Below are 15,971 nucleotides of genomic sequence, written 5' to 3'. Positions count from 1 at the left end.
CCTTGTGCGGAGGGCCGCCCCCACCTCATTGCCGGTGATCTTGTTCAGTCGACGGAATGGACACTGTCACCGCCGGATCATGGTCTTTCCATCGACTGATCCGAGGCACTCATGAGGGTGACAGCCGGCCGCTGCCAACCCGGCGACGCCGAAGGGCGCCGCGCTCCCTGGGTGGGGTGCGGCGCCCTTCGGTGTCTGGTGATCGCTCAGGGGAGAGGGATCAGAGGTTGACGCCGTTCGCGCGGAGGTAGGCGACCGGGTCGATGTCCGAGCCGTAGTCCGGGCCGGTGCGGATCTCGAAGTGCAGGTGCGGGCCGGTGCTGTTGCCGGTCGAGCCGGACAGGCCGATCTGGTCACCCGCGCCGACGGTCTGACCCGCCGACACCGAGAGGGAGGAGAGGTGGCCGTACTGGCTGTACTTGCCGTCGGTGTGCTTGATGACGACCTGGTTGCCGTACGAGCCGCCCCAGCCCGCGGAGACGATCGTGCCGTCGCTGACGGCCTTGACCGGGGTGCCGGTGCCGACGGAGAAGTCCGCGCCGGTGTGGTGGCCGCTGGACCAGCTGCTGCCCGCGACGCCGTACTGGGTGCTGACGCCCCCGCTGACCGGGGCCTGGAAGCCGCCGGTGCTGCTCTGCTCGGCGGCCGGGGCGGCCGACTCCTGCTTCGGCTCGGGCTTCGGCTCAGGCTTGGTCTCCGCCTTGGGCGCGGCCTTGGCCTGCTTCTCCACCTCGGGCTTGGGCTCCGGCTTGGGCTCGGCCTTCGGCTGTGCGGAGGTCTCGGCCTTGGGGGCCGCGGCCTTGCCGTCGAGGGAGAGCTTCTGGTCCGGGTAGATCAGGTCGGGGTTGTCCCCGACGACCTCGCGGTTGTCCTCGTAGACCCGCTCCCAGCCGCCGTCGACGCCGTTGGCGGAGGCGATCTTGAAGAGGGTGTCGCCGGAGACCACGGTGTAGTCGGTGGCGGACTTGCCGGAGTCCTGCTTTGCCGAGTCCTGCTTGGCGGGCGCTGCCTGCTTGGCGGGCGCCTTCTTCTCGGGTGCGGCGGGTGCGGCCGGGGCCTTCTCGGCGGCCGGGGCGGAGTCCGCACTGTCGGCGGAGCCCTCGCTCTTGGCGTCCGGGTCGACGTCCGGGGCGCCGCTGTTCTGGGTGAGTCCGGCCTTGGGGCCGCAGGACGGCCAGGCGCCGGGGCCCTGCTCGGCCAGTACCTTCTCGGCGACGGCTATCTGCTGTGCCTTGGTCGCCTGGTCGGCGGTGGCGGCGTACTCGGTGCCGCCGAAGCCCTCCCAGGTGCTCTGGCTGAACTGGAGGCCACCGAAGTAGCCGTTGCCGCTGTTGATCTGCCAGTTACCGGTGGACTCGCACTGGGCGACCTTGTCCCAGGTGTCGACCGAGGCGGCGCTTGCGCTGCCCGCGCCGAGGAGGGGCAGGGCTATGCCCGCGCCGCCTGCGGTGAGGGCGATCGCGGCGCGCGTGAGGCGTTGGGTACGGGGGCGGCGGTGACGTCCGCGTGCAGACATAGTGGTGCTTCCTCTCCTACGCCTGCGAGGTGAGCTGTCGGGTTCGGGCTGGAGTTGCCCGGACACGGGCGGGTGCGGCACCTGGCCGAACCGTGCGTGTCTTCACCCCAAGCCGTGCCGTGCGCCGTGAGGCGCAGGACGCGGCGCTTACCTGGGTCCCCCGCTCCTGCCGTGACGGTGACGATGGCTCCTGTGCCGGGCGGCAGGATTAGGCGTCCCGGCGAGGCCCGCTGCAGGTGCGGCGGGATTCGACACGAAAACACACCCGTATCGCCGCAGCAAGGACGGGACGCCTGCCGGGCGTCGAATCAGGCGATTCCGAGCGGCTCCTCCGCACGGTGTGCGGCGGGGTGTTACCTCTCCGTAAATTCGATCTTTGCTTCGGCAACGCCAAGTACGTCGCATGCCAGGCAAGTTGACCGCAAGTGGAGGAGGGTGTGGCTGTGCGTGACGCGCAGGTGCGGCCGGTTCTGTTAGTCGCGTCACCACGCGGACGCAGACGAGAGTATTTGCCTCGAAAGGACTGAAAGGCGTGAAACGGACTAAAGGAATCTATAGGCGTAATAGCTCAAGTCGTCGTCAAGGGCTTGCGTGTGCCCGGGCTTTCACGTCAGAACGGCTCAGGAGCCTGCCGCACGCACGCCTCTGCCGCCCCGCGGCAGGGGGCGGCAGAGGCGGCGGCGAGGGCGCGGGGCTACTTGGCGCTATGGTGCGCCGCCGTGACCGTGCGCACCGGATAGACCGGTACGGATACCTCGTCGTCGTCCAGGCAGCGGCCCGTGGCCAGCTCGAAGCGCTGCTTCAGCAGCGGTGAGGCGACGAAGGCGCGGCCGTCGGCCGAACCGAGCAGGCCGCGGGAGAGCACCTCGGCACCGGTGAACGGGTCACGGTTGGCGATCGCGTACGTGTGCCCCGCCCGGTCGGCGAACAGCGCGATCTGGCTGCCGTCGGGCAGCAGGGCGGCGACGCCGCGGCCCACGACAAGGGCGGACGGTGGGCAGACCGGGTGCCAGCTCCCGGCGGCCGCCACCTCCAGTACGGCCCCGGCGGTAGCGGCAGGCGTCGACGCGGTGGCGGTCGTCATCGGGAGGAGGTCCCTTCGAGGGTGCGGACGGGGATGTCGGGGCCGGACAGCAGCGTGAGGTCCGGCTTGATCTGCTCGCGCTCCGCGACGAACCGCACGGAGGGGTCGGGCGCGCCGGGCGCGTTGACGAACGAGACGAACCGCTGGAGCCGCTCCGGGTCCTCCAGGGTCGCCGCCCACTCGTCGCGGTAGCCCTCCACATGGGCGGCCATCAGCTCCTCCAGCTCGTCGCAGAGGCCGAGCGAGTCGTGCACCACCACGTCCCGTACGTGGGCGAGTCCGCCGTCGATCCGCTCCAGCCAGGTCGAGGTGCGCTCCAGCCGGTCCGCCGTACGGATGTAGAACATCAGGAACCGGTCGATGAGCCGGACCAGCTCCGCGTCCGACAGGTCCTGGGCGAGCAGGTCCGCATGGCGTGGAGTGGCGCCGCCGTTGCCGCCGACGTAGAGGTTCCAGCCGCTCGCCGTAGCGATCACGCCGAAGTCCTTGCCCATCGCCTCCGCGCACTCGCGCGCGCAGCCGGAGACGGCGGACTTGAGCTTGTGCGGCGCCCGCAGGCCGCGGTAGCGCAGCTCCAGCGAGATCGCCATCCGCACGCTGTCCTGTACGCCGTAGCGGCACCAGGTCTGGCCCACGCAGGACTTCACGGTGCGCAGCGACTTGCCGTAGGCGTGCCCGGACTCGAAGCCGGCGTCCACCAGCCGCGCCCAGATGGCGGGCAGTTGATCCACCCGTGCGCCGAACATGTCGATGCGCTGCCCGCCGGTGATCTTCGTGTAGAGCCCGAAGTCCCGGGCCACCTCACCGATGACGATCAGCTTCGCGGGGGTGATCTCGCCGCCCGGTACCCGGGGCACGACCGAGTAGGAGCCGTTGCGCTGGAGGTTGGCGAGATGGTGGTCGTTGGTGTCCTGGAGGGCCGCCTGTTCGCCGTCGAGCACATGGCCGCCGGAACCGAGGGCGGGGGCGAGCGAGGCGAGCACCGAGGCGAGGGCGGGCTTGCAGATCTCGCAGCCGTCGCCCTGCCGGGCCTCGGGGCGGCCCTGCGAGTCGAGGATCTCGGCGAAGGTGGTCAGCCGCAGGGTGCGGACGATCTCGTACAGTTCGGCACGGGTGTGCGAGAAGCAGCCGCACAGACCCTTGTCGACGGCGATGCCGCCCGCCTCCAGCTCCGCGTCCATCAACTGGCCGAGCACCTTGACGCAGCTTCCGCAGCCGGTGCCCGCCCGTGTGCACTTCTTGACCGAGGGCAGGTCCGTGCACTCGTGCTCGGTGACGGCGGCCCGTACGGCGCCCTTTTGGACATTGTGGCAGCTGCAGATGACCGCTTCGTCCGGCAGCGCGGTCGGCCCGAGCGCGGCGGGCGCCCCCATGCCCGCGGGCAGCACCAGGGACTCGGGCGGCACGGGCGGCACCGATCCGGTGAGCGCGCGCAGCGTGCCGTACGCCTCCGCGTCACCGACGAGGACACCGCCGAGCAGCGCGCCGTCCGGCGAGACGACCAGCTTCTTGTAGACACCGGCGCGGGAGTCGGAGTAGAGGACGTCCAGCGCGCCGTCGGCCGTGCCGAGCGCGTCACCGAAGGAGGCGACGTCTACGCCGAGGAGCTTCAGCTTGGTGGAGGTGTCGGCACCGGTGAAGCCCGGCCGGCCGACCTCGCCGCCGAGCGAGTCGGCTATCGCGGCGGCGGCCGTCTCCGCCATCTCGTAGCCGGGCGCGACCAGTCCGTAGACCATGCCGTCCACCGCCTTCGCGCATTCGCCGATGGCGAAGGTGTTCGGGTCGCTGGTGCGGCACCGCTCGTCGATGACGATGCCGCCACGCTCGCCGGTGGTGAGCCCGGCCTCGCGGGCGAGCTGGTCGCGCGGGCGGATCCCGGCGGAGAAGATCACCAGATCGGTGGCGACCTTGGAGCCGTCGGACAGCAGCAGGGAACGCACCCTGCCGTCCTCACCGGCGATGACCTCCTGGCCGCCGACACCCGTGTGCACCTGGATGCCCATGCCCTCGATCTTGCGGCGCAGCGCGGCGCCGCCGCCCTCGTCCACCTGGATCGACATCAACCGGGGGCTGAACTCGACAACATGGGTGTCCAGGCCCAGGCCCTGCAGTGCTCCCGCCGCCTCCAGGCCGAGCAGCCCGCCGCCGACGACCGCACCGGTGCGGGCGGTCTGCGCGTACGACTCGATGGCGAGCAGGTCCTCGATCGTGCGGTAGACGAAGCAGCCCTCGCTGTCCCTGCCGGGCACCGGCGGCACGAAGGGGTACGAGCCGGTGGCGAGGACGAGCGTGTCGTAGTGGAAGCGGCTGCCGCTCAGGGTGGTGACGGTGCGTGCGGTGCGGTCCAGCGTGGCGGCGGCGTCGCCGAGATGCGTTTCGATGCCGTGCCGGGACATGAAGTCCTCGTCGGCAAGGGTGAGTTCCTCAGGTGTGGCGCCCGAGAAGTAGGAGGTGAGCTTCACCCGGTCGTAGGCGGGGCGCGGCTCCTCGCAGAGCACGATGACGCGTGCCCGGCGGGTGACTCCGTGGTCGGCGAGGGCTTCGAGGAAACGCTGGCCGACCATGCCGTGGCCGACCAGCACGATCGTCTCAGGTGTGGACATCGAAGTGGCCTCCGTCGTTGGTGAGCAGATGGATCAAGGGCGCGGAGGACAGTGGTTCGTCGCCCTCCCAGGTCTGGGCGACCGCGCCGACGCTGCCGAGGTCGCCGAGGAGGATGCCGCCCACGAGGCGGTCGCCACGGACGATCACCTTGCGGTAGACGCTGCGGGTGGCATCGGTGAGCCGGACGACGTCGTCGTCCGGCTGTGCTTCGGTCTCACCGAACGAGGCGAGGTCCAGGGGCAGTTGTGCGGGGGCCGGGACGGCGGGCGCGGCGGTGGCCGGGGCGGACGGCGGGAGGGGCGCGGCGGGCTGAGCCGCCAGGGTCAGCCGGGTGAGCGCACGGGTGCCGCTGTAGCGGGGCGGCGTCTCGCACCCCGCCCGGTGTCCGGCCCCGGCGTTCAACACGGCGGCCACCGTGTCCGCTTGGTCCTGCGCGGCTCCGGCGAGCCCGTAGACGGTCCCGTCGTGCTCGGCGCAGTCGCCGATGGCGAAGATCCTCGGGTCGCTGGTGCGCAGCTGGTCGTCGACGACCACGCCGCGCCCGACCCGCAGTCCGGCCACCCGCGCCAGCCCGGTGGCGGGGCGTACGCCGCAGGCGAGGACGACGAGTTCGCAGTCGAGGCGGTAGCCGTCGGCGAGCGTGACGGCCTTCACGGCACGGGGCGCGGCACGTTCGGGCCGCCGGGTGAGCAGCCCGCGGACGCGGCATTCCGTGTGCACCTCGACGCCCAGCTCTTCCAGATGCCGGCGGAGCAACCGAGCCGCCTCCGGGTCGAGCTGGCGCTCCATCAGATGCTCGCCCTGCTGGGTCAGGACGACATGGGCGCCCCGCCGGGCCAGCGCACGCGCGGCTGAGACCCCGAGCAGGCCACCGCCGATGACGACGGCGCGGAGGCCCTCGCGGGCGGCGCGGCCCAGGGCGAGACAGTCGTCGAGGGTGCGGAACGGGTGGACGCCGCCGGGCAGTTCGTCATCGTCAGCCGCGCCGCCATCCGCCGCGCCATCCGCCGCGCCGCCCGCCGTGCCGCATACGGTCGGGCCGGTCCAGAGCCCGCGCAGCGGCGGCAGCACCGGCCGGGATCCGGTCGCCAGCACCAACGTGTCGTAGCCGACCACACTGCCGTCGGCACACCGCACCACCCGCTCCGCGCGGTCGACACGGACCGCCCGCACGCCCCGCAGCCGCCGCGTACCGGGCCGCTCCGGCAGGGCGATCACCTCGGGCGCGTACCGCCCCGAGAGCACCTCGGCGAGCAGCACCCTGTTATAGGCCGGGTGCTGCTCCTCGCCGATCACGGTCAGCTCCACGCCGCCGCCCAGCCGTGACTCCAGCCGGGCGGCCGCCATGCCGCCGCCGATCACCACCACACGCTGAGTACCGCTCATGGCAGCAGTCTGCGCTACTGCTGTTACTCGCGGGCATCCCTCGTGTTTCCCGTCCGCAACACCGACCTCAGCCCGGGCCGCACCGCGCTGTGAGCCCGCGACGTGGACCCCGGGGCCCGGACGTGGCTGACCTGCGGGATGTGCCGGGCGCTCAGATGCCGGTCACCGTGGTCAGCAGCACCACGGAATCGTCCAGCGCCTCCAGCCCGTGCCGCTCCCGGGGGATGCTCTGCACCTCGCCCGCGCCCAGTTCCCGGTTCGCCGCCGGCCCCGTGAGCCGCACGAGCCCGCGCAGCACATGCACCCCGGCCGCCGGGGGCGCGTTGTGCTCTTCGAGCACGGCGCCGCAGGAGAGCGCGATCACGGTCTGCCGTAGCGGGCCGTCGTGCACGACGAGTTCCGCGCTGCGCCCGTGCGGGTCGTCCCTTGCCCGGGCCAGATGATCTTCCGCGAGCCGGATGATGTCGCTCATGTGTCCATCGTCGCCCACCGTCGCACGTTGGCAAGCCGGGGCGGCGCCAAAGCGGAGCCGGTCCGCGCGAGGTCGCCTACGGCGCGTGCGGCATCCTGGGGCACATGTACGAGGAACGGCCCGCCCGGCTGGGCGGCGGCGCGGTGCTCTGGTCACTGTCGGGCGCGGTCGGCGCCACGGAGTCACGGGTACTGCCCGACGGGTGCATGGATCTCATCTGGAGCGACGGATTCCTGGTCGCCGGGCCCGACACCGGGCCCCATGTCGACGCCGCTGCGCCCGGACGCAGCTGGACCGGCCTGCGCTTCGCCCCCGGCACCGGACCGTCGGTGCTGGGCGTCCCGGCACACGAACTGCGTGACCGTCGGGTCCCCCTCGACGCCCTGTGGCCGGGCGCCCAGGTGCGGCGGCTGACGGAGCGGGCCGCCGAGTCGGCCGACCCGGCGGCCCTGCTGGAGCAGCTGGCCAGCCCGCTTCTGCGCCCGGATCCGGCACACGACGCGGTGCGCGAGACGGTGCTCCGTGGCGTACGGCAGGGCAGTTCCGTGGCGGAGCTCGCGCAGGCGGCCGGGCTCAGTACGCGCCAGCTGCACCGCCGGGCGCTGGACGCGTTCGGCTATGGGCCCAAGACGCTGGCGCGGGTGCTGCGCATGCGGCGGGCCCTGGTGCTGGCGCGGGCGGGCCGCCCGCCTGCGGAGGTGGCGCTGGCCGCCGGGTACGCGGACCAGCCGCACCTCGCCCGCGAGATCAAGGCGCTGACGGGCCTGCCGCTCACGCAGCTGCTGGCTTCGCGGTGAGGAGCGCATCCAGGCGGGCACGTTCGGGCCAGGGAGTTCGGGCGAGGGGTTCAGGGGGGCGGGTCAGGGGAGCCGGGCGAAGAGGCTGACCTCGTTGCCGTCCGGGTCGTACACCACCGCGTAGCGCTGTCCCCAGAAGGCGTCCCAGGGCTCCTTCGCTCCCCGGTAGCCGGCCCCGGTCAGCTCCGCGTACACCGCGTCGACGTGCGAGGGCCCGTCGCACAGGAAGGCGAGCCCGATCCGGCCCTCCCCCCGAGGCAGCTCCCAGTTGGGGTACATGGACCGGATGACGTCGACGTGGTCCCAGGCCAGCCGCACCCCGCCGGGGACGGTGGCCTCGACATGCGGCTCGGTGTCCGCCTCGGCCGGGATTTCCAGGCCCAGACGGCGGTAGAAGGCGAGGGCGGCGGCCATGTCGGCCGTCACCATTCCGACGAGGTCAAAACGAGGTGCGTGAGTTGCCATGCCCGCAACGCTAGGCGCACCGCCGCCGCCGGTCTTGAACGAATCGGCCGTGCGCACCGCCTCATTAGGGTGACTCCATGGCCGAGACCCACGAGATTCTGACCGTACTGACAACGACCGGCAGCGCGGAGCGGGCGGAGGCGCTCGCCCGGGTGGCGGTGGAGCGGGGCGTCGCCGCCTGCGCCCAGATCAACGGGCCGGTGACCTCCGTCTACCGCTGGCAGGGCGCCCTCCAGACGGACCGCGAGTGGCAGGTGCTGCTCAAGACGACCGCCGCCCGGTACGAAGCGTTGCAGACCTGTCTGCGCGAGGCGCACGACTACGACGTTCCGGAGATCATCGCCACCCCTGTGACCCACGGAACGCCGGACTACCTCGCCTGGGTGGCCGAGGAGACGACTCCGCCCCGCCCCTCCTGACGCTACTGGGCGGAATCCGGGGCCGCAGCGGGCAGAACCGGCTCCAGCCGGACCGCGCAGACCTTGAACTCCGGCATGCCCGAAGTCGGGTCCAGCGCCGGGTTGGTGACCGTGTTGACGCGGCCCTCGCCCGGCCAGTGGAAGGGCATGAAGACGGTGTCAGCCCGGATGTCGGCGGAGATGCGGGCCGGGCCCACCGCCCGGCCCCGGCGCGACACCACCGCTAGCGGTGCCCCCTCCACCGCGCCCACCCGTTCGGCGAGATGGGGGTGCAGCTGGACGAAGGGGCCGGGGGCGGCGTTGTTGAGCGAGTCGATCCGGCGGGTCTGGGCACCGGACTGGTACTGGGCCATGACCCGGCCGGTGGTGAGGCGGACGGGATAGTCGGCGTCCGGCTCCTCGGCCGCCGGACGGTGGGTCACCGGGGCGAAGCGCGCACGGCCGTCGGCGGTGGCGAACCGTTCCAGGAAGAGCCGTGGCGTCCCCTGGTGTCCGGCGGTCGCTCCCGCACCGTCCGGAGCCGCCGCCGCTCCGTGCGCGGGGACGCCCGTCACCGGGGTCTCCGGGCAGGGCCAGAACAGGCCGTCGCCCTCGGCGATGCGCCGGTAGGTGATTCCCGAATAGTCCGCGAGCCCGCCCGCCGAGGCACGCCGCAGCTCGTCGAAGACCTCCTCCGGATCACTGGGGAACCCCTTCTCCCATCCCAGCCGCGCGGCGAGGGCGTGCAGCACCTCCAGATCCGTACGTACGCCGGCCGGTGGCTCGACCGCACGGCGCCGCAGCAGCACCCGGCCCTCCAGATTGGTCATGGTCCCCGTCTCCTCCGCCCACTGGGTCACCGGGAGGACCACATCGGCGAGCGCCGCCGTCTCGGAGAGGACGACGTCCGCCACCACCAGGAAGTCCAGCGAGCGGATGCGCGCTTCGACGTGGGCGGCGCGGGGGGCGGAGACGACCGGGTTGGAGCCCATCAGCAGCAGCGCTCTTACGCGTTCGTCCTCGCTCACCCGGTCGGCGCCGTCCGAGCCGTTGCCGTTGCCGTTCTCGTCAGCATCGGCGCCCGCGCCCGCACCCGGGTCCCCGTCGCCGCCGAGCGCGTCGAGCAGCTCGTACGCGCTGCGCCCCGGCCCAGGGAGCGAGTCCGGGTCGACCCCCCACACCCCCGCGACATGTGCGCGGGCGGCTGGATCGGTCAGCTTGCGGTAACCGGGCAACTGGTCGGCCTTCTGGCCGTGTTCCCGGCCGCCCTGGCCGTTTCCCTGCCCGGTCAGACATCCGTAGCCGGAGTACGGGCGGCCCGCGCGGCCGGTGGCCAGGCACAGGTTGATCCAGGCCCCCACCGTGTCCGTGCCCTTCGCCTGCTGCTCCGGGCCGCGGGCGGTGAGCACCATCGAGGAGGCGGCGTCGCAGAAGAGCGCGACGGCCTCGCGCAGGGCGGGCAGCGGTACTCCGGTGATGCGCTCCACCAGTTCCGGCCAGTGCGCCATGGCGGCGCTGCGCGCCTCGGGCCAGCCGGTCGTACGGGTGTCGATGAACTTCTGGTCCGTCCGCCCCTCGGCGACCACCAGATGCAGCAGGCCCAGTGCCAGGGCGAGGTCCGTGCCGGGGCGGGGAGCGAGGTGCAGGTCGGCCTGGGCGGCGGTCTTGGTGCGGCGCGGGTCGACGACGATCAGCTTGCCGCCGTTCTTCCGCAGTTCGGTGAAGTAGCGCAGGGCGGGCGGCATCGTCTCGGCAAGGTTGGAGCCGACGAGGATGACACAGCCCGTGCGCGGGATGTCCGCCAGCGGAAAGGGCATGCCCCGGTCCAGTCCGAAGGCGAGATTGCTCGCGGCGGCGGCCGAGGACATGCAGAAACGTCCGTTGTAGTCGATCTGCGAGGTGCCCAGCACCAGGCGGGCGAACTTCCCCAGCAGATACGCCTTCTCGTTGGTCAGCCCGCCGCCGCCGAACACCCCGACCGCGTCGGAGCCGTGGGCCGCGCGGGTGCGGGAGAGGCCGGCGGCCGCACGGTCGAGAGCCTCCGCCCAGCCCGCCGGGCGCAGCTTCCCGCCGACGCGGTCGCGGACCAGCGGGCCGGTGAGGCGGGAGGGGGAGGAGAGCAGGGTGGGGGCGCTGTGGCCCTTGGTGCACAGGGCGCCACGGTTCACCGGGAAGTCGGCGCGGCGGGTGACCTTGAGCAGCACCTGGGGGCGGCCGGTGCCGTCCACGATGCTGGTGGGGGCGGGGATGTCAGGGCCGCCAGGGAGCTCTGTGTCGTCGTCCGTGACCGGCTGGAGATTCATTCCGCACTGCAGCGAGCAGTACGGACAGTGCGTCTCGGTAAGGTCGGGCGTCGAGGTGGCGCCCTGGGGTATATGTGACATGCGGTCAGTATGTGCCGAGTGTGTTACGCGCTGCTGCCCGTTCGGGTTACACGTCTGGCAAACCTGCCTCAGCCCGGTCGTCCGCGAGCCGTGAGCTACGGAACGGAGGCTTTTTTTGCCTCACAGGCAAAGAATTTGCCCCGGAGGTACAGGCTCTGCCTCAATGTGAGCATGGCATCCGACCCCGAGCAGGAGCCGCCGCCGCTTCCGCCGCCCGAGCCCCCGGTTACCGCTCCGCCTCCGCCGTCCTCGCCCTCCGTCGGGCCCCGGCTGCACGAACTGCGGCGCGGCAGCGGCCTGACTCTGGAGACCGCGGCACGCCGAGTGGGGCTCTCGCCCGCGCATCTTTCCCGGCTGGAGACCGGGCACCGCCAGCCGTCGCTGCCCATGCTGCTCACGCTGGCCCGTACATACGGTACGACCGTCTCCGATCTGCTCGGCGAGGCGCCCCCGGAGCGGGAGCCGGTGATCCGCGCCGCCCGTGCCGAAGCGGCCGAGGCCGACGGCTGGGTCTACCGGCAGGCGGGCGGCTCCGGCCGGGCGATGCAGGCGCTGCGGGTGCACGTACCGGCCGGAGCGCAGAACGATCTCGTACGGATCCATCCGGGGGAGGAGTGGCTGTACGTGCTCGCGGGCGAGCTGAGGCTGGCGCTGGGCGAAGCCGAGCACCTGCTGGCGCCAGGGGACTCGGCGCACTTCGACTCCCGCACCCCGCACCGGATCACCGCGGCGACGGCGCACGGCGTCGACCTCCTCTTCGTCCACACCCTGCTGCGCAGCAGCGCCGCCGAACTCTGCCTCGGCGCGGCACCCCAGCGTCTGCACCGACCCGGAACGGAGGCGTGACAAAGTCATGGCCAAGGAAACGACGGGCCGCGAGCGTGGCGAGGGGCGCTTCCCCCGAGGCTTGGCCCTGCGGCTGTTCGCCTACCTGATCGCGGGCCACTTCATCGCGGGCTTCCTCTATCTGCTGTTCGCCCTGGGCGGCGCGGAGTAGGGCCTGTCCGGTCCCCAGCGTGGTACTCACCGCTGGGCACCGCGGCGGGGGAGCGGGCGGCAACGCGTCGTTACGCGCGGGCAACGCGGCGGCAACGGCCGGGTGCCAGGGTCCTTGCGTGACCCGTACCCAGGCGAGCCGCGACTCCACCAGCCACGGCTCCACCCACGACGACTCCCCGTTCCCCGCCTCCGCCGCGCCTCCCACCCTGGTCGCCGTGGCGCACGGCTCCCGTGAGCCGGAGGCGCTGCGCACCGTCACCGCGCTGCTGGCGGCGGTGCGGGCCCGGCGGCCCGGACTCCGGGTGGAGCTGGGCCACATCGAGCTGAACGCGCCGCTGCTGGGCGACACGCTGGCGGCGCTGCCGCGCGGCGGACGCGCGATCCTCGTCCCTCTCCTCCTCGGACGCGGCTACCACGTACGACAGGACCTGCCCGACGCGATGGCAGCCGCTCCCCGGCAGGCCACCGGGCTGGCCGCGCCGCTGGGACCGCACCCGCTGCTGGCCGAGGTGCTCCGCGACCGGCTGCGCGAGACGGGTCGCGGGTCCGCCTTTGACGCGGTGGTCCTCGCCGCCGCGGGCTCCCGCGACCCGGACTCGGCCGTCGACGCGAACCGGATGGCCGCACTGCTCAGTGCCCGGCTGGGCGGCGTCCCGGTGCTGCCGGGCTACGCCTCCGCCGCCTCGCCCACGGTCGGTGAGGCGGTCGCGCGGCTGCGCGAGCGCGGTCACCGCCGTATCGCGCTGGCCTCCTACTTCACCGCTCCCGGCCTCTTCGCCGCCCGCTGCACGCGGGAGGCGCCGGGCCTCACCGCCGCACCGCTGGGCGCGCATCCGGCACTGGCCCGCCTCGTGCTGCACCGTTACGACGAGGCGGCGAGCAGCGTACGAGGCGACGGCCTGGCCGTCGCGCAGCGGCACTGAACCACCCGACGGCCGCCGCACGCGCGCCGTGGTGCACGGAGCCACCGTGGTCGTACGCGGACTGCGGCCCGCGGCGTACGGTCGGCGTATGCACGGCACCCACGGCACGGAACGCACCGGCGGCAGCGCCGGACCGTACGACCCCGAGGACGCCGAGCGCTGGGCGCCCGAACCGGACAAGCGGCCGGGCCGCACCGCCTTCCAGCGCGACCGTGCGCGGGTGCTCCACTCGGCCGCACTGCGCCGCCTGGCGGGCAAGACCCAGGTGGTCTCCGCCGCTCCGCCGGCCTGGGAGGGGCCGGGCGATCCGCACTCCAGCGCCTGGGACGCCAGTCCCCGCACCCGGCTCACCCACTCCCTCGAATGCGCGCAGGTCGGCCGGGAGCTGGGCGCCGCACTGGGCTGCGATCCCGACCTGGTCGAGGTCGCCTGCCTCGCGCACGACCTCGGGCATCCGCCGTTCGGCCACAACGGCGAGCAGGAGCTGAGCCGGATCGCCGGGCCCTGCGGCGGCTTCGAGGGCAACGCGCAGTCACTGCGGCTGCTCTCCCGGCTGGAGCCGAAGCGCTTTGTCGCCGCGAACGCGACAGCCGGCACCGGCTCGACCGCCGCCCCCGTCGCCGACGACGCTGCCACCGCCGAGGCCGCCGACGACCGTCCGGTGAGCGTCGGGCTCAACCTCACCCGTGCCGCGCTCGACGCCGCGACCAAATACCCCTGGCCGCTCGGCGGCTGCCCGGATGACGCCGGATCGCCCAAGTTCGGCGTCTACGAGGACGATCTTGCCGTCTTCTCCTGGTTCCGCCGCGGCGCTCCCGGCACCCGGCGCTGCTTCGAGGCCCAGGTGATGGACTGGTCCGACGATGTCGCGTATTCGGTGCACGATGTCGAGGACGGACTGCACGCCGGTCACCTCGACCCCGGCGCACTGCTCGCGGAGCCCGAGCGCAGGGAGATCTTCGCCGTCGCCGCCGGCCGCTACGCCCACGACGCCGGGCCCGAGGAGCTGGCCGCCGCGCTCGACCGGCTGCTCGCCCAGGAGTGGTGGCCGCACGGCTACGACGGTACCGCCCTCTCGCAGGCCCGGCTGAAGGACGCCGCCAGCCAGCTCATCGGCCGCTTCTGCCTCGCCGCCGAGGGCGCCACCCGGGCCGCGTACGGGACCGGCAGGCTCACCCGGTACGCCGCCGAACTGGTGGTCCCGCGCGGGGTACGGCTGGAGTGCGCCGTCCTCAAGGCGGTCGCCGACCGCTTCGTCATGCAGCGTCCCGACCAGGAGCGCCTGCGGGGCGAGCAGCGGATCGTGCTCGCCGAGCTGGCCGACGCGCTGGTGCGCCGGGCGCCGCACGGGCTCGATCCGCAGTTCCGCGCCCTGTACGAGGAGGCGCCCGGCGAGGCGGCCGCGCTGCGCGTCCTCGTCGACCAGATCGGTTCGCTGACCGACGCCTCGGCGCGCGCCCTGCACGCCCGTCTCACCCGGCCCACGCGGGGTCTACGGGCGTAGCGGGCGCCTCACCCCCGGCAGCGTCTTCCGTACCACGGCCCGCACTCCACTCCTTTGCCTCTTCCCGCAGCAGAGACGATGCGGGACGCTCCCTGTTGACGGGTATGGGTAAACGCCGGGGGACAGCGTGTCAGCGAGGAGGCATCAAGTGGTCGACGCACATCGTACGTTCGTCATCGTCGGCGGTGGCCTGGCCGGAGCCAAGGCCGCGGAAACCCTGCGCGCGGAGGGCTTCAGCGGCCGCGTCATCCTGATCGGCGACGAACGCGACCACCCATACGAGCGACCCCCGCTCTCCAAGGGCTACCTCATCGGCACCGACGAACGCAGCAGCGTCTTCGTCCACGAGCCCGCCTGGTACGCGAGCGCCGAGATCGAGCTGCACCTCGGGCAGCCCGCCGTCCACATCAACCGGGAGGCCAAGTCCGTACGGCTGGGTGACGGCACCAGCATCCACTACGACACGCTGCTCCTCACCACCGGCGCCGAGCCGCGCAGGCTCGACATCCCCGGCACCGGCCTCGCCGGAGTCCACCATCTGCGCAGGCTCGCGCACGCCGACCGGCTGCGGGGCGTGCTCGCCGCGCGCGGCCGGGAGAACGGCCATCTGGTGATCGCCGGAGCGGGCTGGATCGGGCTGGAGGTGGCCGCGGCGGCCCGCGGGTACGGCGCCGAGGTCACCATCGTGGAGCCGGCGCCCACCCCGCTGCACACCGTGCTCGGCGCCGAGCTGGGCTCCCTCTTCGCCGACCTGCACCGGGAGCACGGGGTGCGCTTCCACTTCGGGGCCCGGCTGACCGAGATCGCCGGGCACGCCGGTGTGGTGCAGGCCGCCCACACGGACGACGGCACCGAACACCCCGCGCATGACGTGCTCGCGGCCATCGGCGCAGCGCCCCGCACCGGACTCGCCGAGGCGGCCGGGCTGGTGCTCGCGGAGCGGCCGGGCGGCGGCATCGCGGTGGACGCCTCGCTGCGCACCAGCGACCCGGACATCTTCGCGGCGGGCGACGTGGCGTCCGTGGAGCATCCGGTGCTCCACACCCGGCTGCGGGTCGAGCACTGGGCCAACGCGCTGAACACCGGCCCGGCGGCGGCGCGCGCGATGCTGGGGAAGGAGGTGCGCTATGACCGGGTGCCGTACTTCTTCTCCGACCAGTACGACGTGGGGCTCGAATACTCGGGGTATGCGCCGCCGGGCTCGTACGACCAGGTGCTGTGCCGCGGCGATGTCGGCAAGCGGGAGTTCATCGCCTTCTGGCTGAGCGGTGACCGCGTGCTGGCCGGGCTCAACTGCAACGTCTGGGATGTCACCGGCCCGATCCAGGAGCTGATCCGCTCCGGCCGGGCGGTCGACCTGCGGGCGCTCGGTGACCCGGAGGTCCCGTTGGAATCACTGCTGTCCTGAGAGCCCGCCAGGTGCCCTGCCGCCGCCGCCG

Annotated in this window: 14 protein-coding genes and 1 riboswitch; of the genes, 7 read left to right on the top strand and 7 right to left on the bottom strand. The window is 72.9% G+C overall.

The genetic code is table 11. From position 1 onward, the window contains the following. Positions 1-220 precede the first annotated feature (220 nt). From LHJ74_RS10530 to LHJ74_RS10510, 5 genes are all read right to left on the bottom strand, one after another. Positions 221-1,516, bottom strand: a complete 1,296-nt coding sequence (locus LHJ74_RS10530; RefSeq protein ID WP_260217642.1) for a transglycosylase family protein — start codon at positions 1,514-1,516, stop codon at positions 221-223. 4 nt (positions 1,517-1,520) lie between these two features. Next, a riboswitch (cyclic di-AMP (ydaO/yuaA leader) is annotated at positions 1,521-1,706 on the bottom strand. Positions 1,707-2,210: 504 nt separating this feature from the next. Continuing rightward, positions 2,211-2,600: a nitrite reductase small subunit NirD gene (gene nirD, locus LHJ74_RS10525; protein ID WP_260217641.1), complete on the bottom strand. Its 390-nt coding sequence runs from the start codon at positions 2,598-2,600 to the stop codon at positions 2,211-2,213. Continuing rightward, entirely contained in the window at positions 2,597-5,203 is a 2,607-nt protein-coding gene (gene nirB / locus LHJ74_RS10520) for a nitrite reductase large subunit NirB (protein ID WP_260217640.1), read from the bottom strand. The genes nirD and nirB overlap by 4 nt, the downstream gene beginning before the upstream one ends. Next, positions 5,190-6,590 carry an NAD(P)/FAD-dependent oxidoreductase gene (locus tag LHJ74_RS10515; RefSeq protein ID WP_260217639.1) on the bottom strand — a complete coding sequence of 467 codons (1,401 nt, stop codon included), beginning with the start codon at positions 6,588-6,590 and terminating at the stop codon, positions 5,190-5,192. The genes nirB and LHJ74_RS10515 overlap by 14 nt, the downstream gene beginning before the upstream one ends. Before the next feature lie 151 nt (positions 6,591-6,741). After that, complete coding sequence (locus LHJ74_RS10510) at positions 6,742-7,062, bottom strand: cupin domain-containing protein (protein WP_260217638.1); 321 nt, start codon at positions 7,060-7,062, stop codon at positions 6,742-6,744. Positions 7,063-7,166: 104 nt separating this feature from the next. Between LHJ74_RS10510 and LHJ74_RS10505 the strand changes: the two genes are divergently transcribed. Further along, on the top strand, positions 7,167-7,859 hold the full coding sequence (locus LHJ74_RS10505; protein WP_260217637.1) for a helix-turn-helix transcriptional regulator: 693 nt from the start codon (positions 7,167-7,169) through the stop codon (positions 7,857-7,859). 63 nt (positions 7,860-7,922) lie between these two features. On the opposite strand, the gene LHJ74_RS10500 is transcribed toward LHJ74_RS10505, so the two are convergent. Beyond that, positions 7,923-8,324, bottom strand: coding sequence for a VOC family protein (locus LHJ74_RS10500; protein ID WP_260217636.1), 402 nt, complete (start codon positions 8,322-8,324; stop codon positions 7,923-7,925). A 77-nt stretch (positions 8,325-8,401) separates the two neighbouring features. Here LHJ74_RS10500 and cutA point away from each other — a divergent pair, with 77 nt between their 5' ends. After that, complete coding sequence (gene cutA, locus LHJ74_RS10495; protein ID WP_260217635.1) at positions 8,402-8,743, top strand: divalent-cation tolerance protein CutA; 342 nt, start codon at positions 8,402-8,404, stop codon at positions 8,741-8,743. A gap of 2 nt (positions 8,744-8,745) precedes the next feature. Here the strand turns inward: cutA and LHJ74_RS10490 are convergent, their stop codons facing one another. Then, positions 8,746-11,106: a molybdopterin oxidoreductase family protein gene (locus LHJ74_RS10490; RefSeq protein WP_260217633.1), complete on the bottom strand. Its 2,361-nt coding sequence runs from the start codon at positions 11,104-11,106 to the stop codon at positions 8,746-8,748. 171 nt (positions 11,107-11,277) lie between these two features. On the opposite strand from LHJ74_RS10490, the gene LHJ74_RS10485 reads away from it, so the two are divergent. The 5 genes from LHJ74_RS10485 to LHJ74_RS10465 all read left to right on the top strand — a co-directional run bounded on the left by LHJ74_RS10485 (position 11,278) and on the right by LHJ74_RS10465 (position 15,940). Next, positions 11,278-11,952, top strand: a complete 675-nt coding sequence (locus LHJ74_RS10485) for a helix-turn-helix domain-containing protein (RefSeq protein WP_260217631.1) — start codon at positions 11,278-11,280, stop codon at positions 11,950-11,952. A 7-nt stretch (positions 11,953-11,959) separates the two neighbouring features. Then, positions 11,960-12,103 (top strand): DUF6126 family protein, encoded by a 144-nt coding sequence (locus LHJ74_RS10480; protein WP_260217630.1) that lies wholly within the window; start codon positions 11,960-11,962, stop codon positions 12,101-12,103. A 118-nt stretch (positions 12,104-12,221) separates the two neighbouring features. Continuing rightward, positions 12,222-13,028 carry a sirohydrochlorin chelatase gene (locus tag LHJ74_RS10475; RefSeq protein WP_375546713.1) on the top strand — a complete coding sequence of 269 codons (807 nt, stop codon included), beginning with the start codon at positions 12,222-12,224 and terminating at the stop codon, positions 13,026-13,028. Positions 13,029-13,116: 88 nt separating this feature from the next. Next, the gene (locus LHJ74_RS10470; RefSeq protein WP_260217629.1) at positions 13,117-14,532 is read left to right on the top strand and encodes a deoxyguanosinetriphosphate triphosphohydrolase; all 1,416 of its coding nucleotides are present in this window, start codon (positions 13,117-13,119) and stop codon (positions 14,530-14,532) included. A 148-nt stretch (positions 14,533-14,680) separates the two neighbouring features. Beyond that, positions 14,681-15,940, top strand: coding sequence for an NAD(P)/FAD-dependent oxidoreductase (locus LHJ74_RS10465; protein ID WP_260217628.1), 1,260 nt, complete (start codon positions 14,681-14,683; stop codon positions 15,938-15,940). Positions 15,941-15,971: the final 31 nt, after the last annotated feature.

Origin of the sequence: Streptomyces gossypii (assembly GCF_025165795.1) — a bacterium.
Classification (GTDB): domain Bacteria; phylum Actinomycetota; class Actinomycetes; order Streptomycetales; family Streptomycetaceae; genus Streptomyces; species Streptomyces gossypii.
The sequence above is the reverse complement of the archived record's forward strand: the minus strand, read 5'-3'. Positions and strand labels throughout refer to the sequence as shown.

Excerpts from the sequence above, each read along its gene's own strand:
- LHJ74_RS10515 (WP_260217639.1), bottom strand. The coding sequence starts at position 6,590 with ATGAGCGGTACTCAGCGTGTGGTGGTGATCGGCGGCGGCATGGCGGCC.
- cutA (WP_260217635.1), top strand. The coding sequence starts at position 8,402 with ATGGCCGAGACCCACGAGATTCTGACCGTACTGACAACGACCGGCAGC.
- LHJ74_RS10505 (WP_260217637.1), top strand. The coding sequence starts at position 7,167 with ATGTACGAGGAACGGCCCGCCCGGCTGGGCGGCGGCGCGGTGCTCTGG.
- LHJ74_RS10485 (WP_260217631.1), top strand. The coding sequence starts at position 11,278 with ATGGCATCCGACCCCGAGCAGGAGCCGCCGCCGCTTCCGCCGCCCGAG.
- LHJ74_RS10480 (WP_260217630.1), top strand. The coding sequence starts at position 11,960 with ATGGCCAAGGAAACGACGGGCCGCGAGCGTGGCGAGGGGCGCTTCCCC.
- LHJ74_RS10530 (WP_260217642.1), bottom strand. The coding sequence starts at position 1,516 with ATGTCTGCACGCGGACGTCACCGCCGCCCCCGTACCCAACGCCTCACG.
- LHJ74_RS10470 (WP_260217629.1), top strand. The coding sequence starts at position 13,117 with ATGCACGGCACCCACGGCACGGAACGCACCGGCGGCAGCGCCGGACCG.
- nirD (WP_260217641.1), bottom strand. The coding sequence starts at position 2,600 with ATGACGACCGCCACCGCGTCGACGCCTGCCGCTACCGCCGGGGCCGTA.
- nirB (WP_260217640.1), bottom strand. The coding sequence starts at position 5,203 with ATGTCCACACCTGAGACGATCGTGCTGGTCGGCCACGGCATGGTCGGC.
- LHJ74_RS10490 (WP_260217633.1), bottom strand. The coding sequence starts at position 11,106 with ATGTCACATATACCCCAGGGCGCCACCTCGACGCCCGACCTTACCGAG.
- LHJ74_RS10510 (WP_260217638.1), bottom strand. The coding sequence starts at position 7,062 with ATGAGCGACATCATCCGGCTCGCGGAAGATCATCTGGCCCGGGCAAGG.
- LHJ74_RS10500 (WP_260217636.1), bottom strand. The coding sequence starts at position 8,324 with ATGGCAACTCACGCACCTCGTTTTGACCTCGTCGGAATGGTGACGGCC.